Here is a 23,558-nt window from a genome sequence, read left to right as displayed (position 1 = left end):
AAGTGCAGGCGAGGTCTTAGCTATCTGGCGGCGTTTACAGTATTATCCGCGGCCAACAAAGGCTGCGTTTGCATGGTTAAAGTGATTTTAACTGGGCAAAGCGTCACTGCTTGCAGATCATGGATTTTTCCCGATGTAGGAGAATGATGTGGATCTCTCACCCAAGTCATTGGATTTGGGGCTCTAATCTGCCGCAGCCGGCGTCGCCAATGGTAAAACCAATTGGTATCGACCCTATTTTAAGAGATCACAAGGTATAACAAGATATGTCTGAGCAATTGAGTTCAACAGCCGTACCCTCTGGTTCGTTTCTGAACCGTTTTTTTTCAATTCAACAACGTGGTAGCACAGTTCGCCAAGAAGTGATTGCAGGGTTAACCACCTTCCTCGCTATGGTGTACTCAGTGATTGTGGTACCCAATATGTTAGGCAAAGCCGGATTCGACCCTGGTGCCGTGTTCGTCGCTACCTGTTTAATTGCCTCCTTTGGCTCGCTGCTGATGGGACTCTGGGCGAATCTGCCCATGGCCATTGGTTGTGCGATTTCACTCACCGCCTTTACCGCCTTCGGCTTGGTGTTAGGTCAGGGCATGAGTATCCCTGTCACCTTAGGCGCCATCTTTTGGATGGGCGTGATTTTTACCATCGTGAGCGTTACGGGTGTGCGTCAATGGGTGCTGGCTAACCTACCCAAGGGGATTGCCCATGGTACAGGCATAGGTATTGGCTTGTTTTTACTCTTAATTGCCACTAACAGTGTGCAGTTGATTGTGGCCAATGACGCGGGTCTGCCCGTGAAGTTAGGCGACATTAACAGCCTGCCCGTTATCGCGACCGTGCTGGGTTTAGCGGCGACGATTGGTTTAGAGCGTCGCGGCGTACCCGGCGGGATTTTACTGGTGATTATCGGCCTATCCCTGTTCGGGTTAGTGTTTGATCCAAGCGTGAAATTCCAAGGTTTATTCGCCGTGCCTGATTTTACCTCTGAGCACTCGCTGATTGGCCAAATGGATATTATGGGCGCCTTGAATCCGGTGGTATTACCGATTGTACTCGCACTGGTGATGACGGCGATTTTTGATGCCACCGGCACCATCCGTGCGGTAGCGGGTCAAGCTAATCTGCTGGATAAAGACGATAATATCGTTGGCGGTGGCAAGGCATTAACTTCGGATTCTGTCAGCAGCATGTTTGCGGGTATCGTTGGCGGCGCACCTGCGGCCGTGTATATCGAATCGGCAGCGGGTACGGCGGCGGGCGGTAAGACGGGTTTAACCGCGACCATAGTGGGCGGATTATTCCTGCTAATGGTATTCCTTGCTCCGCTCAGCTATTTGGTGCCGGCTTATGCCACTGCGCCTGCGCTGATGTATGTGGGGCTATTGATGCTCAGCAATGTGACTAAGCTGGACTTTAATGACAAGGTCGATGCGATGGCGGGCTTAACCTGCGCTGTGTTCATCATCCTCAGCTGTAACATTGTGACCGGTATTATGCTCGGGTTTGTGACTTTAGTGGTTGGCCGTATTTTTAGCGGTGAAATTCGTCAACTTAAGTTAGGCGTACTCGCCATTACGCTGGGCCTTGTTGCCTTCTATATGGGCGGCTGGGCAATCTAGTTTATAAAGTCGAAAGCGAGTGCCGTTAGCACTCGCTTTCATTCACCTCATTGTGTTCACAATAGGCACGTAGTAAATCCTTCCAGGTCACTATCCCCACCAGATCGCCGTTTTCCAGTACGGGTAAACAACCAATATTGTGTTCCAGCAAGGTACGGCTGGCGACATCGAGCGACACATGTGGCGCTACGGTCACCGGATTGCGGGTCATTACTTGATGGACGCGTTTTTGTAGGGTTTCGAGATCTTTCGAGGTTTCGGCGCTGCTGCCCAGATTCGGACTGATAGCACGCAACAAGTCGCGCTCCGACAACACGCCTTCGAGTTTATATTCATCCACCACCAGCAGATGGTGGAAGTTTGCCTGCTCGAAAATCTCCTTCGCCACGGTTAAACGATCGTCCATTTCGACTGTGACGACTCGGGTACGCATAATATCGGCGATAATGATCGGCATGATAAACCCTTACAAGGATATGTATCCTTAATGCACTGTATTACAGATACTTATAACAGACCGATGTTTATTTAGCCAATACCTTAAACAGGATTATGCTTAATCCTGCTCGTCTGATCCATCTTCAGCCATCAAAGGATTGCGTAAGTCTTCAGGTAAATGAGCACCGATATAACGTTGATACTTTTTCCTCTTGAGTTTATGGGTATCGACCAGAACCAAACCATCGACACAGTCGCCAAAATCGGCATCGATACCAAAGGCGAGAAACTTCACCCCATCCTGCTTACACAGCTCGCCATACTGCTTGTACAGGGTTGGCACCGCGGCGCCCATACTCGCCAGCATTTGTTTTAGCTGCTTAAAGTGGCTTTGGTAATCCTCGCCCGAATAGATTTCATCCAACTGCAATTTGCGCTGCTTGGATAGTCCAAAGGGCGACATGGATACCGCGAGCTGCTCTGCTGGCGCAAACTCCTTGGAGTAGAAATGCACTAGCATCTCCCGCGCGCTCCCAGGCAGTTGATTGCTGATGGACACTGGGCCAAACAGGTAGCGGTATTCAGGGTGTTTAGCGAGGAAGGCGCCAATGCCAAACCAGAGGTAGTCGAGACTGCGTTTGCCCCAATATTTGGGCTGCACAAAACTGCGGCCAAGTTCTAAGCCTTGTTTAACAAAGGGCATAAAACCATCGGCATATTGGAACAGGGATTGGCTGTAGAGGGCGTTGTCGCCGTAGCGATTTAGCACTTGCTCGCCGCTGGCGAAACGATAGGCGCCGACAATTTCAAACTGTTCTTTATCCCACAGCACCAGATGTTGGTAGTAGGAATCGTATTTATCGATATCGCGGCGCTTGCCCGTGCCTTCGCCGACGGCGCGAAAGGCAATTTCCCGCAGGCGGCCAATTTCGCGCATGATGGGGTTGCTGTCCTGATGCTGATACAAATAAATCAGCTTGTTATCTTGGGTTTCACCGAGGAGTTCACATTGTTGCAGCGCGGCCTGCAACTCTCGGCGCGACTCCGGGTGGGCGATGGCGCTTTGGGTGATAAACAGCGGGTCTTTATCTTTACCGATGCGATACAGATGATTTTTAAGCAGTTTTATCTTGGTTTTTAGCGGAAAATCCATCGAGCGCACAGCTTCATTCGGAATAAGCTCGCCGATACGAATGGGCATATTACGTTTGGCCTGTTTAAACATCTCCTTGACCAGTAGCAGTGTGGCTAAGGGTTTGTAAATCATCGAGGCGCCGTAGAAGGTGGCAGAATTTTTGGCATCCAAAAAGATTGGCAGCAGCGGCGCATTACAGGAAATCGCCATCTTTAAAAAGCCCGAGTACCACTGGGTATCGCGCACGCCGCTCGGACGCAGTCGAGAGACTTCCCCCGACGGGAAAATCAGTACCGCGCCTTCATTGCGCAGATGCTGATGGATTTTTTCGAGGTGCTGTTTCGGTGTGCCGCCCGTCATATTACGCACTGGCAGCAGGATCGAATGCAAAGGCTCGAGCGCCATCAGGAGCTCGTTCGCTACAACCTTGATATCGGGGCGAATTTCGCTGATGAGTTTAATCAGGGCGAGGGCATCGAGGGAGCCAATCGGATGATTGGCGAAGATCACCACGCGGCCCTCGCAGGGAATATTTTCGACCTCGTTGGCGGGCACTGTAAAGCTAAAATCGAAGCTGGCGAGCACTTGCTCGACAAAATCGACCCCTTGCAGATAGGCAAACTGATTGGCTATCTCGTTACATTGTTTTTCATTCAACAGGTAACGCAGCATGGCCTTAGTCGGCTTGGCTAACCAGGGTTTGTCCTTGAGGGCGGGCAGGTTTTGCTCCACCACATTATCGACGGTAAAGATCATCGTACTGGCTTTTAAGGTAGGCATTAGCATGGCTGCTGATCCGCTGGCCGTGCTCTGAGTTAAAGCGTTGGCGCTTAATGTGTTAGGACTTAATGATTCAGTGTTTGGGGTATGAGGAGTTAATTGATTCATGATTAGGCGACATCCCTTGGTTGGATTTCTGTTTGTTTGGGGCTGTTTGTGGCCGTTGGGGGAATAGGTTTTGAGGCTTGAGTAGGCATTCGAATGGGCGCTTTGGGCGGCGTTTTCGCCAGCACAATACTGCTCAGAATATCGAGGTTTAAGTGTTGCTCATTCCAGCGGCAGAGCTGTAATTCCCCGTTTAAGGTTTCGGTGATCAGGCTACAGTTTTCTACCCAGTCACCATCATTGGCATAGACTATCTGGCGTTTATCCGGCGTACTGTATTGGTTATCTCGAGCGTGAATCGATAGCTCTGGCTGGTGGATATGGCCGCAGATCACGCCGTCCACATCATAGTGCTGCGCATAATTCACTACGGCCTGGCGAAAACGGGCGATAGCCGTCTGCGCCTTGCCAACGCGGGATTTGATATAGCTGGCGAGTGACCAATACGGGTAGCCTAAACGCTCTCGCAGGCGATGGAGATTGCGGTTGAGGAATAGCAACAAGTCGTAGAGATGATCGCCCAAGATGGCGTAGAAGCGGCCAACGCAAACATCGGCATCGAACTGATCGCCATGCAGCATTAATAGTTTGTGGCCGCCAATTCCCTGATGAATATGTTGGCGAGCAATCTTGATGTTTAGTAGCGTAAGCTCTGCATAGGGCTTGATTAGCTCATCATGGTTACCCGGCAGATACATCACCTGAGTGCCGTTTTGTGCCAGTTCAATCAGCTTTTGCAATACCTTATTGTGGCTCTCGGGCCAGTGCAGGCGGCGTTTGAGCGCCCATAAATCCACAATATCGCCGACCAGATACAAGTGCTGACAACGCACTGTATTTAATAGGCTTAACAGATAGTCGGCTTTGCAATCCTTACAACCGAGATGGATATCCGATAGCCAAAGGGCGTTGACTGTGATGGTTTGGTTATTTGCGGCGTTGCTGGCGTTGGCAATATGTGGGGTTGAGAAGGAAGTGTCGTAAACACTGGATGGAGCATTGTCGGAAGAGTTGGAAGGAGTGTTACGGGAAGAGTTGCGGGGAGTCTTAAGTGCGTCGATAAGCGTGCGATCAAGTCCCCTGTAATTAGCTCCAGTCATCTCATATTCACCCTATGCGGCTGTTGACTGCCTTAGAGATTAGTGACGGGCTTTGACTGAATGATGAAGCTTAAGTGACATGCAGATGACAACAGGGTGGATTAACCAGATGTTAACCAGTCAAGATTCTATAGTGATGTGATGGAAACCTCCTGAACTATTTGTTAGCTTCAAGCTTAGCATAATACAGCAAGCTGAGGCGTCCATCACATCACTATCTTGGTAGGCGTATTGGCTGGTTTTTGAAAGTTCGGATGGGCATATCTTCTTCACTAAAACCTAATCTCAGACGCAAAATAGCACTTTGAGCTTGGCTACTTTATCATTAGCGCTTTATTGCCCTTATTACAGCCTTAGTTGCGACTCAGCTTGAGTGTATTCCTGTTTACGCATCCTGCACCTGTGTCGACTCTCTTGAAAGGATATCTGCATGACTTCCCATACCACGCCTTCTACTACTGAGCTTTCAGCAACAGAGCTATCAACCAAAGAACCTTCTTCAAAAGTGCCATCACCAAACGAGCTTCCCGCAACAGCACTTTCTGCAACCGATGTTGCGCCGCTACTGAAGATTATGGCGAAGCTGCGCGATCCGCAAACGGGTTGTCCTTGGGATAAGGCGCAGACCTTTCAAACCATAGTGCCTTTTACCCTCGAAGAGGCCTATGAAGTGGCCGACACGATTGAACGTTTAGCCCTAGACGAATTACCCGATGAACTCGGCGATTTATTATTCCAAGTGGTATTTTATTGCCAGCTAGGTAAAGAGCAGGGCAGGTTCGATTTCAGCACTGTCGTCAATAAAATCACCGACAAACTCACCCGCCGTCATCCCCATGTATTTGGTGAAGCCGCGTTTGAGGCCGATGCCAGTAGTCAGCAGATGAAGGCCAATTGGGAAGCAATCAAAGCCAGCGAGCGTGAACAAAAGGCATTAGCGGCTGGGGTGACTTCACCAAGCGAGGTTTCTGTGCTGGATGATATTCCGCGCGCACAGCCAGCGTTATCCCGTTCTATCAAAATTCAGCAGCGGGTCGCGCGCGTTGGGTTCGATTGGCCTGAGCTTGAGCCAGTTGTGGCAAAAATCCATGAGGAAATTGAGGAAGTGCTGGCGGAGGTGAACCAGCCAACGCTCGACCAAGCCAAAGTGCAGGCCGAAATGGGTGACTTATTTTTTGCGGTGGTGAATTTGGCGCGCCATTTAAAGGTGGACCCAGAACAAGCGCTGCGCCAAGCCAATGTTAAATTTGAGCGCCGTTTTAAAGGTGTAGAGGCATTTGCAAGACAAAATAATAAAGTATTAGAAGAACATAGCTTAGAAGAGTTAGATGCCTACTGGGATAAGGTTAAACAGGGCGAGCCAAGATAAAGGGCAAATTATCCGGATTGGTGTTTGTCGAATGGCAACACCTTTGGTATACTACTGCCCCGTCCTAGTGCTTCCTTACAAGCACGTATTTTCAAACTCATTTTCTCAGGTTCAGCATGACTACAAGGTATATCTTCGTTACTGGTGGTGTGGTTTCATCACTAGGTAAAGGCATTGCAGCCGCTTCATTAGCCGCAATTTTAGAGGCCCGTGGTCTCAATGTAACCATCATGAAACTGGACCCATACATTAACGTTGATCCAGGTACCATGAGCCCAACGCAACATGGTGAAGTGTTTGTGACTGAGGACGGCGCAGAAACAGACCTCGACCTAGGCCACTATGAGCGTTTCATCCGTACTAAGATGAACCGTCGCAATAACTTCACCACAGGCCGTATTTACGAAGAAGTATTACGTAAAGAGCGTCGCGGTGACTATTTAGGCGCGACAATTCAGGTGATCCCGCATATCACTAACGCGATCAAAGAAAAAGTATTAGCTGGTGGCGAAGGTCACGATGTGGCTATCGTTGAAATCGGCGGTACTGTGGGTGATATCGAATCACTGCCATTCCTTGAGTCTATTCGCCAATTAGGCGTTGAACTGGGCCGTGATCGTACCCTGTTTATGCATTTAACCTTAGTGCCATTCCTTGGTGCTGCGGGCGAAGTGAAAACGAAACCGACTCAACATTCAGTGAAAGAGTTGCGTTCTATCGGTATTGCACCAGATGTGCTGATCTGCCGTGGCGACCGTGCGATTCCTGCCAACGAGCGTGCGAAGATTTCGTTATTCTGTAACGTTGAAGAACGTGCGGTTATTTCATTAAAAGACGTCGACAGCATCTACAAGATCCCTGCGCTGCTGCGCTCACAGGGCTTAGATGACTTAGTGGTTAAGCGTTTTGGCTTAGAATGCCGTGAAGCTGACTTGTCTGAGTGGGAAAACGTCATTTACCAAGAAGCCAATCCAAACGGCGAAGTCGTGATTGGTATGGTGGGTAAATACATCGAACTGCCAGACGCCTATAAATCAGTCAACGAAGCGTTAAAACACGCAGGCCTGAAAAACCGCGTATCTGTGACTATCAAGTATATCGACTCACAAACCGTTGAAGCCAAAGGCGATGAAGTTTTACAAGGTTTAGACGGTATCTTAGTCCCAGGGGGCTTCGGTGAGCGCGGTGTGGAAGGTAAGATTCTGGCGGCTAAATTTGCCCGTGAAAACAACCTGCCATACTTCGGTATCTGTTTAGGTATGCAAGTGGCACTGATTGAATTTGCCCGTAACGTTGCAGGCATGGCCGATGCTCACTCAACCGAATTCAATAAAGCAACGCCATTCCCAGTGGTTGGCTTAATCACTGAATGGGTTGACGAAGAAGGTAATGTTGAACAGCGCCATGAAGCCTCTGACTTAGGTGGCACTATGCGTTTAGGTGCGCAGTTATGTCATCTGCTGGAAGGCTCAAAAGCGGCGCAAGCGTACAAAGGTAACACTTGTGTTGAGCGTCACCGTCACCGTTACGAAGTGAACAACAAGTACAGAGAACGTTTAGAACAAGCGGGTCTGGTATTTAGTGGTTTATCTTCTGACCGTAAACTGGTTGAGATGATTGAGCTCAAAGATCATCCTTGGTTTGTAGCGGGTCAATTCCACCCTGAATTTACTTCGACCCCACGCGATGGTCATCCATTGTTCGAAGGTTTCGTTGCTGCCGCGAGTGCACATCAAAAACGTGATCTGAAGAAATAAATTTTAAGGCCGGACCCGCGACAGTGGGCCCGGCCTTTTGTTACACTCAGGCCGCGTAAACATGAGTCAAAACTCATACCCATGTGTATAAACGACATGCGTATAGACGGAAATAGTAAACGGAATTTAAAGATTTTGGTCGTACTCTACATCTGTTAATTCCCATTGGTATTGGTTTTTTCTTTTCTCTTTTAAACTTAAATCGAGGGTAATATGGCTAAGATTATTAACGTGATTGGTCGCGAGATTATGGATTCTCGTGGTAACCCAACAGTTGAAGCCGAAGTGCATTTAGAAGGTGGTTTTATCGGTATGGCGGCTGCGCCATCTGGTGCTTCTACCGGTAGCCGCGAAGCGCTGGAACTGCGTGATGGCGACAAGAGCCGTTATTTAGGTAAAGGTGTATTAACTGCTGTGGCTAACGTAAACGGTCCTATCCGTGCTGCGTTAATCGGTAAAGATGCGACTGCCCAAGCCGAACTTGATCAAATCATGATCGACTTAGACGGTACTGAAAACAAAGACAAGTTAGGCGCTAACGCGATTCTCGCTGTGTCTTTAGCGGCGGCTAAAGCGGCTGCGGCATTTAAAGGCATGCCTTTATACGCTCACATTGCGGAATTAAACGGCACACCTGGCCAATACGCTATGCCAGTACCGATGATGAACATCCTCAACGGTGGTGAGCACGCGGATAACAACGTTGATATCCAAGAATTCATGGTGCAACCTGTTGGCGCGAAAAACTTCCGCGAAGCTTTACGTATGGGCGCTGAGATTTTCCACACCCTGAAGAAAGTACTGCACGGTAAAGGCCTGAGCACTTCTGTAGGTGACGAAGGTGGTTTCGCACCTAACCTGTCTTCTAACGCCGATGCATTAGCGGTAATCAAAGAAGCGGTTGAATTAGCGGGTTACAAGCTGGGTACTGACGTGACTCTGGCATTAGACTGTGCGGCTTCTGAGTTCTACAAAGACGGTAAATATAACCTGTCTGGCGAAGGCAAAGTATTCGATTCAAACGGTTTCTCTGACTTCCTGAAGTCACTGACTGAACAATATCCAATTGTCTCTATCGAAGACGGTCTGGACGAGTCAGATTGGGATGGTTGGGCATACCAAACTAAGATCATGGGCGACAAGATCCAATTAGTGGGCGACGATTTATTCGTAACCAACACTAAGATTTTAACCCGTGGTATCGAGAACGGCATTGCAAACTCAATCCTGATCAAGTTCAACCAAATCGGTTCATTAACTGAAACCTTAGCGGCTATCCGTATGGCAAAAGCGGCGGGTTACACTGCGGTGATTTCACACCGTAGCGGTGAAACTGAAGACGCTACTATCGCTGATTTAGCGGTAGGTACTGCGGCTGGCCAAATCAAGACCGGTTCACTGTGCCGTTCTGACCGTGTGGCTAAATACAACCAATTGCTACGTATCGAAGAGCAATTAGGTGAAAAAGCACCGTATCGCGGTTTGAAGGAAATCAAAGGTCAGGCGTAATTTAGCCGACCGATGTAAAAAGGCCACCACTTGGTGGCCTTTTTTGTTGTACTATCTGCAGTATCTTTTTTTAATCCAAGACATTGACGCTAATTCCTCCATGAAATTTTTTGTCATTGCACTCATAGTGCTACTCGGTTTACTGCAATATCGGCTGTGGTCGGGCGATAACAGTCTGCCCGAATACTTTGTTCTGCAAAAACAGATTGCGGCTCAGCAAGATGGTAATGCAAAACTCAATGAGCGTAACCAAGTGCTTAAAGAAGAAATTATCGATCTTAAGAGTGGTACCGAAGCGATTGAAGAGCGGGCGCGTAACGAGCTTGGCATGGTGAAAGAGGGCGAAACCTTCTATCGCGTGGTGGGCGGTGACCGTGCAGTATCGAGTCCCTCGCAGTAACGGAGCACAAATGGATATCGTCTTAGAAGCCGCGCCACAGACTGAAACAGAAGTCGCTATTCAGCTGGATCCTTTCTCACCTAATGTGGTTGCGATTGTGCCAGCCGCAGGGATTGGCAGCCGCATGGGCGCGGGTAAACCCAAGCAATATTTAACTTTGTTGGGACAAAGCATTCTGGCTCATACCTTAGACAAGTTATTGTCCCATCCGCAAATTAACCAAGTGATTGTCGCGCTGCATCCTGAGGATACCGAGTTTGCCGCGTTGCCCCAGGCCAAGCATCCCAAGCTGGTGACTGTTATTGGCGGCTCTGAGCGCGCCGACTCAGTGCTGGCGGCACTCGATAAGGCGCCCGACAATGGTTGGGCTTTAGTACACGATGCGGCTAGACCCTGCTTAACGGCGCAAGACATAGATAAATTGCTGGCTTCGCGGGTGCACTTTCCCCAAGGTGCCATTTTGGCGATGCCAGTCCGCGATACCATGAAGCGCGCCAATAGCTTAGGTGAAATCAGCTCGACCGTTTGCCGCGATAATCTCTGGCATGCCTTGACGCCGCAGTTATTCCCAACCTCCTTGTTGCGATTGCATTTAAAAGCCGCGCTTGCCGCAGGGGCCGTTGTGACCGATGAAGCCTCGGCGATGGAATGGGCGGGGATTTCCCCTGGATTAGTCGCTGGGCGGGCGGATAACATTAAAGTAACCCATCCCGATGATTTGGAGTTAGCAGAACTTTTTTTACTGCGTGCTAAGGCTTGAAGGCAAGCTGAGTGAATTGCGCAATTTATTAAATACGTTAGGAAATAAGTCATGAAAATCCGTATCGGCCATGGTTTTGATGTTCATAAATTTGGTGAACCGCGCCCGTTAATTTTATGCGGGGTCGAAGTACCCTACGAAACTGGACTGGTAGCTCATTCCGATGGTGATGTAGTGCTGCATGCCATCTCCGATGCCATTTTAGGGGCGATGGCCCTTGGGGATATAGGTAAACATTTCCCCGATACCGATGCCGCCTATAAGGGCGCCGATAGTCGCGTCTTGCTGCGCCATTGTTATGCCTTAGCGCGGGCGAAGGGATTTGAGCTGGGTAATCTGGATGTCACTATTATTGCCCAGGCGCCTAAGATGGCGCCGCATATCGAGGATATGCGCCACGTGCTGGCAGCCGATCTTAATGCTGATATTGCAGATATCAACGTCAAGGCCACTACCACAGAAAAACTCGGATTTACCGGCCGTAAAGAAGGCATCGCGGTCGAAGCCGTCGTATTACTCAGCCGCCAATAGCCTGCAACTTTAAGAGATAAGAAAGACCCATGAGCGAACTACATTACCTGTACGGCAAACCGACGGGCACCGCAGATTTAAGAACCGTTAACAGCGACTTTATCGTCAAAGAGATTTTGCCTTTTAGCCCGTCGGGCGAGGGCGAACATCATTTAGTCCACATTCGTAAGGATGGATTGAACACGGTACAAGTGGCTGAAATGCTGGCGAAGTTCGCTAAGGTTCATCCCAAAGAAGTGACCTATGCAGGACAAAAAGATAAAAATGCCATCACAGAACAGTGGTTTGGCATTCGTATCCCAGGTAAAGAAACCCCTGCGTGGAGCGAGCTAAACAGCGAGCGTTTAACCATATTATCCAGTAGTCGCCACAGCAAAAAATTACGTATTGGCGCGCTCTTGGGCAACCGTTTTATCCTTACCCTGCGCAATGTCACAAACGTGGAAGACATTATCAGCCGCATCGAGAAAGTCAGCCAAATAGGTGTGCCCAATTATTTTGGTGAGCAGCGTTTTGGGCATGATGGTAAAAACCTGGTGCTTGGTCGGCAAATGCTAGCGGGCAAAAAGGTGAAAGACCGTAATAAACGCAGCATGTATCTGTCTGCGGTGCGCTCCAATCTATTCAATACCGTTGTCTCCTATCGTTTAGCGAATTATGGCACTAAACCCTTAGCGGGGGATTGTGTGATGCTGGCGGGCAGCAAAAGCTTTTTCGTTACGCCTGAATGGGATTTAGTGGTATTAAAACGCTTGATTGAGAAAGATATTCAGCTTTCTGCCCCACTTTGGGGTCGCGGAAAAATGCTGCCGCAGGGCGAAGCCGCTGAGGTTGAAACCCAAGCCATGGCTGAGCTGAGCGACGATTGCTACGGCCTTGAGCACGCAGGTCTTGAGCAGGAACGCCGCCCATTGCTACTGGAACCTCAAGGACTTAAATACGAGCAAACCGCGGATGGATTGGTACTCGAGTTTATTTTACCTGCGGGTAGCTTTGCGACATCGCTGTTAAGAGAGCTGGTTGATTATCAAGATGTCAAAGAGCTGCAATGGCAAGCAACAGTTACGCCGGATGCGAATGCTCCTGAGGCAAATACTGCAACTGAAAGCGATGTTGCAGAGGTCAATCTAATCGATAATGGCGAGTCCACTTTATGATCCGCATCCTTGTCAGCAATGATGATGGGGTGAATGCGCCGGGAATAAAAGCCTTAACGGAGGCGCTTGCCGAAATCGCCACTGTGATGACGGTCGCACCTGATCGTAATTGTTCCGGTGCAAGTAACTCTTTAACCTTGACTAATCCATTAAGAATTAATAGGTTAGATAATGGTTATATTTCGGTGTACGGTACACCAACAGATTGCGTCCACTTAGCCATACGGGAGCTCTGTGATGGTGAGCCGGATATGGTGGTATCGGGCATCAATGCTGGCGCGAATATGGGGGATGATACTTTATATTCGGGTACGGTCGCGGCGGCAATGGAAGGGCGTTTTTTAGGCTTCCCCGCGGTAGCGATTTCGCTTAATGGCAAAGCCTTTAAGCATTATCACACTGCCGCCGTTTACGCGCGGCGAATCGTGCAGGGGCTATTAGCGCACCCGATTGCCAGTGATCAGATCCTCAATATCAATGTGCCGGATTTACCGTTGGATGAGATTAAAGGCATAAGAGTGACGCGCCTTGGAGCGCGGCATAAAGCTGAAGGCATTGTGCGTACGCAAGATCCCGCAGGACGAGAAATTTTTTGGCTCGGCCCACCGGGTGTTGAACAAGATGCGAGTGAAGGTACCGATTTCCATGCCATTGCTCATGGTTATGTGTCGATCACTCCGTTAACCGTAGACTTGACCGCGTATAAACAATTATCGATATTGCAAAATTGGGTAGATAAAATATGACTCGAGTTGCCTTAACATCGGCGGTGAATTTAGCGAAAAAGCTTCAGGATGCGGGGATCCGCAATCCAGCCGTGCTTAAGGCAATATCCTATACACCACGCGAATTGTTTCTTGATAATGCGTTAGCCCATAAAGCCTATGAGAATACAGCCTTACCTATTGGTCAAGGGCAAACCATTTCTCAGCCTTATATCGTCGCGCGAATGACTGAGTTACTGCTGCAGCATCAGCCACATAAGGTGCTTGAAGTTGGAACGGGCTCAGGTTATCAAGCGGCGATTCTCGCCCAATTAGTACCAGAGCTTTGCACTGTGGAACGTATAAAGACGTTACAGATCCAAGCAAGGCAAAGATTAAAGCGGCTCGATCTGCATAATGTTTCCTTTAAGTATGGCGATGGCTGGCAGGGCTGGCAGAATCGTAGTCCCTATAATGGCATTATGGTCACCGCAGCTGCCGCAAAGGTTCCTGAAGCGTTATTATCCCAGTTAGCCGAAGGCGGTGTATTAATTATCCCTGTGGGTGAAGAAACGCAGCAATTGATGCGGATTACGCGTCACTTGGATAGTTTTAGTTCTGAAGTGATAGAGACAGTCAAATTTGTTCCTTTAGTAAATGGTGAGCTTGCATAGCGCGTTTATCGATTTATAAATTACTAAAACAGTAAGATAGCCCCAAAAAGGAGTTTTTATTGTTGAATGCGGGTTTACTTTTAAACCTCAGTTTACTGTTGTTGCTTGCGGGCTGTAGCTTTCAGGCGAGTCGCCCCGCACCTGTCGAAAGTCTTTCCCACAATTATTCAAAGCACAACAAAGGCAATATTAAATCCAATTCATATAAAGTTAAGAAAGGCGACACTCTTTACTCTATTTCTTGGGCTGCAGGCAAAGATTACGCCGAAATTGCTAAAATTAATCAATTAGATAAATCGTATACCATCTATCCTGGTCAGGTTTTGTATTTAACATATGACCATAATCAAAATAGTAAACCTTCTACGACTTTAGGTGGAATTAATTCGGTAAATAAAGGTGGATATCAGCATAATAAAAATAAAAAACAATCAGTTAGTGATGATTTTTCTCAGAATTCTGTATCTAGTGAAACACAGAAAAAAACACTTGATCAGAAAGCAAAGCCTGCGTATTCTGCAACAAGTTCCCAACAAAATATTAACCCTTCAATTATTGCTCCGACATCGACACTACCCGATAGTGTAAGCCAGTGGCAATGGCCTGTAAGAGGTAAATTGATAGGAACATACTCTGCCAATGAGCAGGGAAATAAAGGTATTAAGATCGCAGGAAAACGTGGAGATATCATCAAAGCTGCAGCAGATGGGCGGGTGGTATACGCAGGTAGTGCGCTTAGGGGTTATGGTAATTTAGTCATTATTAAGCATAGTGACGATTACCTTAGTGCTTATGCTCATGCGGATCAGATCTTAGTCGACGAAAAGCAACATGTCCTCGCTGGACAGACGATTGCTAAAATGGGTAGTACAGGTACTAATCAAGTAATGTTACGTTTTGAAATTCGTTACCATGGTCAGTCTGTTAACCCACTCAACTACTTACCTAAGCAATGATTGTTTAGGGCCTTGTTTTGGCATGGAGGATAATAAATTGCAGTAATACAAGCAGTTAAATTAGGTTTGGGAGATTCGATCATGAGCCGCATAAATAGCACTGCCGTAGAAGAACTAGTAGATTTTTCCGTTGATGCCGCAGAGTTTGATCTCGATAAAGAGGATATCGCCGCTGATTTAGTTCAAGAATTAGGACTCGAACAACAGGTTCAAGATGACCTGCAAAAAAATCTTGATGCCACACAACTCTATTTAGGTGAAATAGGGTTTTCCCCACTGCTTAGTGCAGAAGAAGAAGTTTACTTTTCCCGTAAAGCCTTAAAAGGCTGCGAAAAATCCCGTAACCGCATGATCGAAAGCAACCTGCGACTCGTGGTTAAAATTGCCCGTCGTTACAATAATCGTGGTCTTGCGCTGCTGGATTTAATCGAAGAGGGTAATCTTGGTTTGATACGTGCTGTCGAGAAATTCGACCCAGAAAGAGGTTTCCGTTTCTCAACCTATGCGACTTGGTGGATCAGACAAACCATCGAACGTGCAATCATGAACCAAACTCGCACAATTCGCTTGCCTATCCATGTAGTAAAAGAGCTTAACGTATATTTACGTACGGCTCGGGAATTAGCGCAAAAACTTGACCATGAACCTACGGCAGAGGAAATTGCCGAAAAATTGCAAGTCTCCAGTGTTGACGTCAGCCGTATGCTGAAGCTCAACGAGAAGATCACTTCTGTCGATATTCCCTTAGGTGGCGATAACGACAAGGCGTTACTCGATGTGCTTGCTGATGACGATAACGTAGGTCCAGACTTTAAAGTACAAGACGAAGACATCTCTAACTCAGTTGTGAAGTGGTTAAATGAACTTAATACCAAGCAAAGAGAAGTGTTAGCGCGACGCTTTGGGTTATTGGGTTACGAGCCATCAACTCTTGAAGATGTTGGCGCTGAAATTGGTCTCACCCGTGAACGTGTGCGCCAAATCCAAGTGGAAGCCTTAAAACGCATGCGCGATTTGCTGGGGGCGCAAGGGCTATCTGTAGAGGCTTTATTTAGAAACTAATGCTTAAGGTTGTTTAATCAACCCATAAAAAACGCCCATTTTGTGGGCGTTTTTATTATTAAGTTACGATGAACAAAGCTATTTAACTCAAGCGTTTAAGCTCATAGAGTAAATCCAGTGCCTGTTTTGGGGTCAGGTTATCTGGATTGATGGCTTTTAACTTGCTTATGGCCGGATTCTCCACTGGCTCCGGCAGGGCTAACAAGGTTTGAATCGGTGCCTTTGTGCCCTCCACTTGATGGTCGCGACTCTCAAGCTGATGTAGTTTATGTTTTGCCGCCTTAATCACCCGAGCTGGTACACCAGCAAGGGCCGCAACTTGTAAACCGTAACTCTTACTGGCCGCACCTTCTTGCACCGCGTGCATAAAGGCGATGGTGTCTTCGTGCTCAATCGCATCGAGGTGCACGTTATAGACCCCAGCCATGAGTTCCGGTAACTGTGTTAACTCGAAATAATGGGTCGCAAACAGCGTCATCGCGCCGACTTGCTGTGCTAAATACTCAGCCGCAGACCAGGCTAATGACAGGCCATCGTAGGTTGATGTGCCGCGACCAATTTCATCCATCAAGACTAAACTCTGCGCAGTGGCATTATGGAGAATATTGGCCGTTTCAGTCATTTCCACCATAAAGGTTGAACGGCCTGAGGCGAGATCGTCTGAGGCACCAATACGGGTAAAAATTCGATCGATAGGACCAATAATGGCGCGATCTGCGGGTACAAAGCTGCCAATGTGTGCCATTAGGGTGATCAGTGCAACTTGACGCATATAGGTCGATTTACCGCCCATGTTTGGACCTGTAACAATCAACATCCGGCGTTGATTGTGCAGAGTGACAGGGTTTGCAATGAAAGGTGTTTGACTCACACGCTCAACCACAGGGTGACGACCCGCCTCAATTTTTACTCCGATTTCGCTGCTCAGTTCTGGGCAGGTATAGCCTAAGGTTTCGGCTCGTTCGGCAAAGTTACTGAGCACATCGAGTTCGGCGGCTGCTCTGGCAAAGGCTTGTAGCTCATGCAATTTGGGGAGGATTAAATCAAACAATTCGTCCCACAGTTGTTTTTCAAGAGCGAGCGCCTTACCTTGGCTCGACAGCACTTTTTCTTCATATTCCTTAAGCTCGGGCGTGATATAACGCTCCATATTCTTAAGGGTTTGACGGCGTTGGTAATTTAATGGCACTTGCTGTGATTGCAGACGGCTGACTTCAATATAGTAACCATGGACTCGGTTGTAGCCTACCTTCAGCGTGGCAATGCCGGTGCGTTCTTTTTCCCGCGCTTCGAGTTGTACTAGATAATCGCTGGCACCTTCACTTAAGCCACGCCATTCGTCTAATTCGGCATTGTAGCCTTCACGGATTACGCCGCCATCACGGATAAGCATGGGCGGGTTATCGACAATAGCGCGCTCAAGCAGTTGTTGCTCTTCGGGAAACTCGCCTAAGAGTTGACCTAGTTTCACCGTATGGGGGGCACTTAACTGTGCTAATGATTGCTGTAATTGAGGCAATAGGTTTAATGCTTGGCGTAGGCGGGCAAAATCCCGTGGACGAGCGGTACGAAGCGCCAGTCTTGCCATGATACGTTCGATATCACCTAGGGCTTTAAGCTGCTCATGCAATGACTCATGGGCCGCGGTCGCGAGCAACTCATTGACCGCAGTTTGGCGAGCAAAAATCTGTGCATGGTCCCTCAACGGCTGATGGATCCAGCGTTGTAACATACGGCTGCCCATGGCTGTGGCAGTATTGTCGAGCACGGCTGCTAGGGTGTTATCCCGACCACCACTCAAATTTTGTGTCAGCTCGAGGTTGCGGCGCGTTGCCGCATCCAAGACAATCGTATCGGTTTGATTAAAACGGGTAATAGCATTGATATGGGGCAGGGCGGTGCGCTGGGTGTCTTTTACGTACTGCATCAAGCAGCCTGCCGCTTGCAGCGATAGGCGAGCATCGGTTATGCCGAAACCGTGTAAATCCTTAGTGCCAAACTGGGCCAACAGCAGTTTGATACTGGTATCGTAATCAAATTCCCACTCAGGGCGGCGACGTTTGCCTTTAAAATGATGCAATAACTCCAGTGCACCAAAATCTTCGCTATAAAGAATTTCGACCGGATTCGTACGTTGCAATTCGGCTTCGAGAGACTCCTTCGTTTCTAATTCGGCAATCACGAAACGGCCAGAAGACACATCAAGAGTCGCATAGCCAAAGCCCACTTTGCCTTGATAAACCGCGGCCAACAGATTGTCTTGCCGCTCCTGCAATAGCGCTTCATCGGTTAAGGTTCCTGGGGTGACAATGCGTACGACTTTACGCTCAACCGGACCTTTTGAGGTGGCAGGATCGCCAATTTGTTCACAAATCGCAACCGATTGGCCAATTTGAACCAATTTTGCGAGATAGCCTTCAACTGCATGGTAAGGGATACCCGCCATCGGGATCGGGTCGCCACCACTTTTGCCTCGGGCCGTAAGGGAAATGCCCAATAATTCAGAGGCTCGTTTGGCGTCATCATAGAAGAGTTCATAGAAGTCACCCATACGATAAAACAGCAGCATGTCGTGATGCTCTGCTTTCATGGTCAAATATTGACGCATCATCGGGGTATGTTTTTCTAAATCATCGGTATCTATAGGATTCATTAAATCGTTATCGTCCGCTATGCCGGCCCTGAAATAGGGAATAAAGTCATACAGTAATGGGAGATAAAATCAGTTGATTTGCACTATTACTGTCTAAAATCAATTGGCGCCAATCTTAGCAACAATTTACAGAAAATTGATCCTCAAAGCGTGGATATTCACTGATATCTTGATAAATCTGCAGGATGGGTGGGTAAAAGCTTGTCTAAACGGGAAAATTTTCAGGTATAAAAATAATTCATTCACAGGTATTGATACTGTATGATTGTACAGTATACTAGTCAGCAGATTACGACAAAGAGCCTCGCTTTTTGATCACCCGCTTTATTAAATTGAATATCACTTTTGACAGTACTGATGCTGTCTAGATGAGGGAACAGGAATGAAGGTCGATCCAAACAAAGAGAAAGCACTTGCTGCGGTATTGAGCCAAAAGCTGGGCGAAGACCGCTCTATGGATGTCGAGACCATTTCTACTGGCTCACTTTCCCTTGACGTTGCCCTCGGTGCGGGCGGCCTACCAATGGGCCGTATTGTTGAGATTTATGGCCCTGAATCATCAGGTAAGACAACTCTGACATTAGAAGTGATTGCAGCTGCTCAGCGCGCACGCTCTCGATCCTATCTACGCGAAAAAGTTAGGCGTAGATATTGATAACTTATTGTGTTCACAACCCGATACCGGTGAACAAGCTCTTGAGATCTGTGATGCGTTAACCCGTTCTGGCGCGGTAGATGTGATCATCGTTGACTCGGTCGCGGCATTAACACCCAAGGCAGAAATTGAGTTAGATATTCGCCGTACTGGTGCTATCAAAGAAGGCGATGAAGTGGTTGGTAACGAGACTCGTGTCAAAGTGGTTAAAAACAAAGTGGCTGCACCATTTAAGCAAGCTGAGTTTCAAATCCTTTACGGTCAAGGTATCAACCGTACTGGCGAGTTAGTCGATTTAGGGGTAGCCCATAAACTGATTGAGAAAGCTGGTGCTTGGTATAGCTACAAGGGCGATAAAATTGGTCAAGGCCGTGCCAATGCGGGTAAATATTTGACTGAAAACCCAGCCATTGCCGCTGAAATCGATAAGACATTGCGTGAGTTATTATTGAGTAACCCAAGTGCACTGGCATCATCAGCATCCGATGATGATAATATCGAGGGGAATATTGATTTAGAAACAGGCGAAGTATTCTGAGCCAGTCTGCCCGTCAAATTGCGGTCGCGCTGTTAGCGCGCCGCGATTATTCCCGCCAAGAAATCCGCACAAAACTGCTCGAAAAAGGCTTTGAGGTCGCTGATATCGATCCTGTGCTTGATGATTGTGAAGCGTCAGGATTTATCAATGATAAGCGCTATGCCGAGCTTCTCGTTCGAAGCCACATTGCCCGTGGTCATGGACCAATACGCATTCGTCAAGCTATTGCTCAAAAGGGGCTGACTAAAGATTGTATCGAAGCTGCCTTATCTGCAAATGAGCATGATTGGTTTGAGTTGGCAAAAGCGAAAGCCATCAAAAAGTATACGGTCCCTAAAGTGCTTGAAGTAAAAGGCTCACTCTCCCGCGAGCAAATTGCAAAAGAAAAAGCCAAACGAGTACGGTTTTTACTGAGCCAAGGCTTTAATTACGAACAAGTCACCTATGCCTTAGATTATGATCCTTTGGAAGATAATGATGACTAGGGCGTGTTGACGTGTCAGGGTTATTTTTGCAGCAGTTTGGCTGGCTTTTCTGCCGCGTTATCGTCCGTTTATGTAGAATAACTACACTGCACTGACTTTGCCTTGCATAAAAGCCAGCCAAATGCTGCCTGAAGTGTTCGTCTGGCAAGCCTTTGCTCTTTGTCACTAGTCATTTGAGTAGAATAACTACACATCATTCCTCGTTTCGCGAGCACGAACTTGCCAGAACTAACAAAATTTAATCTCGAAACGTCAACACGCCCTAATGTAATCATATAAACTTGCCCTGGTAAGTTTGTGCTTGTCATTCTTAACTCAGTTCATCTCCCTCGCAGAATTAGTCCTTTTTCACCACTTTCATCTTGGGTTGTTGTGATAAGCCCTGTATTAGATGAAAACTCATCGAAAATATTAGACTCCGAAGCGTGATATCGCTATTCAAGGCTGGTCGTCTTTCTTCAGTCTGCTTATAATGCTGGGCAAATAGAAATACGGCTACCTTATGGTGTAGCTGGTCATGCTTACCCAATTCAGGACGATTTCATGTATCAAACGACAGCAGCGCTTAGAAGTGCTTTCCTCGAATTTTTCCGCAGCAATGGTCACCAAGTTGTGGACAGTAGTTCTCTTGTACCAGGCAATGATCCCACGCTTTTATTCACCAACGCCGGTATGAACCAGTTCAAGGACGTGTTTCTTGGCATGGACAAACGTAGCTATACACGTGCGACCACAGCCCAACGCTGCGTCCGTGCGGGTGGTAAACACAACGATTTAGATAACGTTGGTTACACCGCGCGTCACCATACTTTCTTCGAAATGCTGGGTAATTTCAGCTTTGGTGATTACTTCAAAGAAGATGCGATTCGTTTTGGTTGGACCTTCCTGACCGAAGTATTGAAGCTACCAAAGGAGCGTCTGTGTGTAACTGTTTATCAAACAGATGATGAAGCCTTTGAAATTTGGAATAAAAAGATTGGTGTTGCTGCTGAAAACATCATTCGCATCGGCGATAATAAGGGCGCGCCATACGCTTCAGATAACTTCTGGCAAATGGGCGATACTGGTCCTTGTGGCCCTTGTACCGAAATTTTCTATGATCACGGCGACCACATTTGGGGTGGACGTCCTGGTAGCCCAGAGGAAGATGGCGACCGTTTCATCGAAATTTGGAACATCGTATTCATGCAATACAATCGCCAAGCCTCTGGTGAAATGTTGCCGCTGCCAAAACCTTCAGTCGATACTGGTATGGGTATTGAGCGTATCGCTGCGATTATGCAGGGGGTTCATTCAAACTACGAAATCGATATTTTCCGCGCCTTGATCGCCAAAGCAGCCGAAATCATCGGCGTGACTGACTTATCTAACAAGTCACTGCGCGTGATTGCCGACCATATTCGTTCATGCGCCTTCTTAGTTGCAGATGGTGTGATGCCATCGAACGAAGGTCGTGGTTATGTACTGCGCCGTATTATTCGCCGTGCCGTGCGTCATGGTAACAAGTTAGGGGCAACTGAAGCCTTCTTCTACAAGTTAGTTCCGACGCTAATCGAAGTGATGGGCGATGCCGCTAAAGGTTTAGCCGATACTCAAGTGATTGTTGAAAAAGCCCTTAAAGCTGAAGAAGAACAGTTTGCCCGTACGCTTGAGCGTGGTTTAGGCATTCTGGATAGCGCGTTAAACGAATTGCAGGGCGACACCTTAGACGGTGAAACAGTCTTCAAACTGTACGATACCTATGGCTTCCCAGTGGATTTAACCGCTGACGTATGCCGTGAGCGCAACATTATCGTCGACGAAGCGGGCTTTGAAGCGGCGATGGCTGAACAACGTAGCCGTGCTCAAGCCGCGGGTAACTTCGGCGCCGATTACAACGCAGCACTTAAGATCGATGCTGAAACCGCATTCTGTGGTTACTCAGAACTTACTGGCAATGCTAAAGTCACCGCGCTTTACCTGAACGGCGAGTCTGTTTCAGCGATCAATGCGGGTGATGATGCCGTAGTGGTGCTCGATGTAACGCCTTTTTATGCTGAATCGGGCGGCCAAGTCGGTGACAAGGGTGTATTAGTGGCTCAAGGTATTGAGTTTGCTGTTAGCGATACGCAAAAGTTTGGCCAAGCTTCAGGCCACAAAGGGACCTTAATGGCTGGTAGCTTAAGCGTTGGTCAAGTACTTGAAGCGAAAGTGGATAAAAAGCTACGTCACCGCACTCAGTTAAACCACTCTGTGACTCACTTATTACATGCTGCGCTGCGTCAAGTGTTGGGTACTCACGTTACTCAAAAAGGTTCGTTAGTTGACCCTGAGCGTTTACGTTTCGACTTCTCTCATTTCGAAGCTGTCAAACCTGCTGAGCTGAAACAGGTTGAAGAGTTAGTTAACACCCAAATTCGCCGCAACCATGAGCTGAAAGTCGCTGAAATGGCGATTGATGAAGCCAAAGAAAAAGGCGCTATGGCACTCTTCGGTGAGAAGTACGATGCTCAGGTGCGTGTTGTCACCATGGGCGATTTCTCTATCGAATTGTGTGGCGGTACCCATGTTGGCCGTACCGGTGACATTGGTCTGTTCAAAATTACCTCTGAAGGGGGTATCGCTGCGGGCGTTCGCCGTATCGAAGCGGTAACTGGCGCGGCAGCGATGGCCTATGTGGCACAGCAACAGGCACAACTTGAGGAAGCGGCAGCACTACTTAAAGGCGATACTCAATCCGTTGTGACCAAGCTTAAAGCCCAGCTGGATAAAATGAAGCAGCTTGAAAAAGACATGCAGCAACTGAAAGATAAGTTAGCTGCGGCAGCGAGTGCGGATTTAGCGGGTGATGCGGTTGTGGTTAATGGCGTTAACGTGCTGATTAAGAAGCTGGAAGGCGTTGAGGCGGGTGCACTGCGCGGCCTGCAAGATGAGTTAAAGCAAAAGCTGAAATCTGCCGTTATCCTGCTCGGTGTTGCTCAGGAAGGCAAAGTAAACCTTATCGCGGGTGTGAGCAATGACTTAGTTAGTAAAGTCAAAGCTGGTGAACTGGTTGCTATGGTTGCTGCACAAGTGGGCGGTAAAGGTGGTGGTCGCCCAGATATGGCTCAAGCGGGTGGTAGCCAACCAGAAAATCTGGATGCGGCTCTATCTCAAGTATTACCTTGGATTACTGAGCGTTTAGCTTAAGAG

At 47.9% G+C, this 23,558-nt stretch carries 18 protein-coding genes and 1 pseudogene; 15 read left to right on the top strand and 4 right to left on the bottom strand.

Translation table 11 applies throughout. From position 1 onward, the window contains the following. Positions 1–266: 266 nt before the first annotated feature. Entirely contained in the window at positions 267–1,619 is a 1,353-nt protein-coding gene (locus tag IEY09_RS05690) for an NCS2 family permease (protein ID WP_037415303.1), read from the top strand. Between the two features lie 25 nt (positions 1,620–1,644). Here IEY09_RS05690 and IEY09_RS05685 read toward each other — a convergent pair whose 3' ends face one another. From IEY09_RS05685 to IEY09_RS05675, 3 genes are all read right to left on the bottom strand, one after another. Continuing rightward, positions 1,645–2,076 carry a CBS domain-containing protein gene (locus IEY09_RS05685; RefSeq protein WP_055647269.1) on the bottom strand — a complete coding sequence of 144 codons (432 nt, stop codon included), beginning with the start codon at positions 2,074–2,076 and terminating at the stop codon, positions 1,645–1,647. A 99-nt stretch (positions 2,077–2,175) separates the two neighbouring features. Then, a complete protein-coding gene (gene olsF, locus IEY09_RS05680) occupies positions 2,176–3,948 on the bottom strand; it encodes a bifunctional ornithine lipid synthase OlsF (protein ID WP_479631608.1) in 1,773 nt (590 codons plus the stop codon). Positions 3,949–4,082: 134 nt separating this feature from the next. Next, positions 4,083–5,177, bottom strand: coding sequence for a UDP-2,3-diacylglucosamine diphosphatase (locus IEY09_RS05675; protein WP_188870213.1), 1,095 nt, complete (start codon positions 5,175–5,177; stop codon positions 4,083–4,085). Positions 5,178–5,607: 430 nt separating this feature from the next. Between IEY09_RS05675 and mazG the strand changes: the two genes are divergently transcribed. From mazG to rpoS, 11 genes are all read left to right on the top strand, one after another. Then, positions 5,608–6,546, top strand: coding sequence for a nucleoside triphosphate pyrophosphohydrolase (gene mazG, locus IEY09_RS05670; protein WP_188870211.1), 939 nt, complete (start codon positions 5,608–5,610; stop codon positions 6,544–6,546). Between the two features lie 116 nt (positions 6,547–6,662). Then, the gene (gene pyrG, locus IEY09_RS05665; RefSeq protein WP_055648578.1) at positions 6,663–8,303 is read left to right on the top strand and encodes a CTP synthase; all 1,641 of its coding nucleotides are present in this window, start codon (positions 6,663–6,665) and stop codon (positions 8,301–8,303) included. A gap of 213 nt (positions 8,304–8,516) precedes the next feature. Further along, a complete protein-coding gene (eno, locus tag IEY09_RS05660) occupies positions 8,517–9,812 on the top strand; it encodes a phosphopyruvate hydratase (RefSeq protein ID WP_037421154.1) in 1,296 nt (431 codons plus the stop codon). Between the two features lie 100 nt (positions 9,813–9,912). After that, positions 9,913–10,212, top strand: coding sequence for a cell division protein FtsB (gene ftsB / locus IEY09_RS05655; RefSeq protein WP_086023979.1), 300 nt, complete (start codon positions 9,913–9,915; stop codon positions 10,210–10,212). Between the two features lie 10 nt (positions 10,213–10,222). After that, positions 10,223–10,972 carry a 2-C-methyl-D-erythritol 4-phosphate cytidylyltransferase gene (gene ispD / locus IEY09_RS05650; protein ID WP_037426221.1) on the top strand — a complete coding sequence of 250 codons (750 nt, stop codon included), beginning with the start codon at positions 10,223–10,225 and terminating at the stop codon, positions 10,970–10,972. A gap of 51 nt (positions 10,973–11,023) precedes the next feature. Beyond that, the gene (gene ispF / locus IEY09_RS05645; protein WP_037421163.1) at positions 11,024–11,503 is read left to right on the top strand and encodes a 2-C-methyl-D-erythritol 2,4-cyclodiphosphate synthase; all 480 of its coding nucleotides are present in this window, start codon (positions 11,024–11,026) and stop codon (positions 11,501–11,503) included. Between the two features lie 29 nt (positions 11,504–11,532). Continuing rightward, positions 11,533–12,660: a tRNA pseudouridine(13) synthase TruD gene (gene truD / locus IEY09_RS05640; RefSeq protein WP_188870209.1), complete on the top strand. Its 1,128-nt coding sequence runs from the start codon at positions 11,533–11,535 to the stop codon at positions 12,658–12,660. After that, positions 12,657–13,406, top strand: a complete 750-nt coding sequence (gene surE / locus IEY09_RS05635) for a 5'/3'-nucleotidase SurE (RefSeq protein WP_037426213.1) — start codon at positions 12,657–12,659, stop codon at positions 13,404–13,406. The genes truD and surE overlap by 4 nt, the downstream gene beginning before the upstream one ends. Further along, positions 13,403–14,038: a protein-L-isoaspartate(D-aspartate) O-methyltransferase gene (locus tag IEY09_RS05630; protein ID WP_037421172.1), complete on the top strand. Its 636-nt coding sequence runs from the start codon at positions 13,403–13,405 to the stop codon at positions 14,036–14,038. Before surE ends, IEY09_RS05630 begins: the two co-directional genes overlap by 4 nt. Before the next feature lie 59 nt (positions 14,039–14,097). Continuing rightward, positions 14,098–14,994, top strand: coding sequence for a peptidoglycan DD-metalloendopeptidase family protein (locus IEY09_RS05625; RefSeq protein ID WP_188870207.1), 897 nt, complete (start codon positions 14,098–14,100; stop codon positions 14,992–14,994). 81 nt (positions 14,995–15,075) lie between these two features. Next, entirely contained in the window at positions 15,076–16,056 is a 981-nt protein-coding gene (gene rpoS / locus IEY09_RS05620; RefSeq protein ID WP_037421178.1) for an RNA polymerase sigma factor RpoS, read from the top strand. Between the two features lie 82 nt (positions 16,057–16,138). Here the strand turns inward: rpoS and mutS are convergent, their stop codons facing one another. Further along, positions 16,139–18,709, bottom strand: coding sequence for a DNA mismatch repair protein MutS (gene mutS, locus IEY09_RS05615; RefSeq protein WP_037426206.1), 2,571 nt, complete (start codon positions 18,707–18,709; stop codon positions 16,139–16,141). Positions 18,710–19,091: 382 nt separating this feature from the next. Here mutS and IEY09_RS05610 point away from each other — a divergent pair. The 3 genes and pseudogenes from IEY09_RS05610 (at position 19,092) to alaS (ending at position 23,555) form a co-directional block, all read left to right on the top strand. Beyond that, positions 19,092–19,902: pseudogene (locus tag IEY09_RS05610) on the top strand (recombinase RecA family protein). Between the two features lie 17 nt (positions 19,903–19,919). Next, a complete protein-coding gene (locus tag IEY09_RS05605) occupies positions 19,920–20,387 on the top strand; it encodes a regulatory protein RecX (protein ID WP_373290347.1) in 468 nt (155 codons plus the stop codon). 543 nt (positions 20,388–20,930) lie between these two features. Then, a complete protein-coding gene (gene alaS, locus IEY09_RS05600) occupies positions 20,931–23,555 on the top strand; it encodes an alanine--tRNA ligase (protein ID WP_172589574.1) in 2,625 nt (874 codons plus the stop codon). Positions 23,556–23,558: the final 3 nt, after the last annotated feature.

Origin of the sequence: Shewanella xiamenensis, from assembly GCF_014647135.1 — a bacterium.
Classification (GTDB): Bacteria; Pseudomonadota; Gammaproteobacteria; order Enterobacterales; family Shewanellaceae; genus Shewanella; species Shewanella xiamenensis.
The sequence above is the reverse complement of the archived record's forward strand: the minus strand, read 5'-3'. Positions and strand labels throughout refer to the sequence as shown.

Excerpts from the sequence above, each read along its gene's own strand:
- olsF (WP_479631608.1), bottom strand. The coding sequence starts at position 3,948 with ATGATCTTTACCGTCGATAATGTGGTGGAGCAAAACCTGCCCGCCCTC.
- ispD (WP_037426221.1), top strand. The coding sequence starts at position 10,223 with ATGGATATCGTCTTAGAAGCCGCGCCACAGACTGAAACAGAAGTCGCT.
- eno (WP_037421154.1), top strand. The coding sequence starts at position 8,517 with ATGGCTAAGATTATTAACGTGATTGGTCGCGAGATTATGGATTCTCGT.
- alaS (WP_172589574.1), top strand. The coding sequence starts at position 20,931 with ATGTATCAAACGACAGCAGCGCTTAGAAGTGCTTTCCTCGAATTTTTC.
- surE (WP_037426213.1), top strand. The coding sequence starts at position 12,657 with ATGATCCGCATCCTTGTCAGCAATGATGATGGGGTGAATGCGCCGGGA.
- rpoS (WP_037421178.1), top strand. The coding sequence starts at position 15,076 with ATGAGCCGCATAAATAGCACTGCCGTAGAAGAACTAGTAGATTTTTCC.
- IEY09_RS05630 (WP_037421172.1), top strand. The coding sequence starts at position 13,403 with ATGACTCGAGTTGCCTTAACATCGGCGGTGAATTTAGCGAAAAAGCTT.
- ispF (WP_037421163.1), top strand. The coding sequence starts at position 11,024 with ATGAAAATCCGTATCGGCCATGGTTTTGATGTTCATAAATTTGGTGAA.
- pyrG (WP_055648578.1), top strand. The coding sequence starts at position 6,663 with ATGACTACAAGGTATATCTTCGTTACTGGTGGTGTGGTTTCATCACTA.
- IEY09_RS05675 (WP_188870213.1), bottom strand. The coding sequence starts at position 5,177 with ATGACTGGAGCTAATTACAGGGGACTTGATCGCACGCTTATCGACGCA.
- IEY09_RS05690 (WP_037415303.1), top strand. The coding sequence starts at position 267 with ATGTCTGAGCAATTGAGTTCAACAGCCGTACCCTCTGGTTCGTTTCTG.
- IEY09_RS05685 (WP_055647269.1), bottom strand. The coding sequence starts at position 2,076 with ATGCCGATCATTATCGCCGATATTATGCGTACCCGAGTCGTCACAGTC.
- truD (WP_188870209.1), top strand. The coding sequence starts at position 11,533 with ATGAGCGAACTACATTACCTGTACGGCAAACCGACGGGCACCGCAGAT.
- mutS (WP_037426206.1), bottom strand. The coding sequence starts at position 18,709 with ATGAATCCTATAGATACCGATGATTTAGAAAAACATACCCCGATGATG.
- mazG (WP_188870211.1), top strand. The coding sequence starts at position 5,608 with ATGACTTCCCATACCACGCCTTCTACTACTGAGCTTTCAGCAACAGAG.
- ftsB (WP_086023979.1), top strand. The coding sequence starts at position 9,913 with ATGAAATTTTTTGTCATTGCACTCATAGTGCTACTCGGTTTACTGCAA.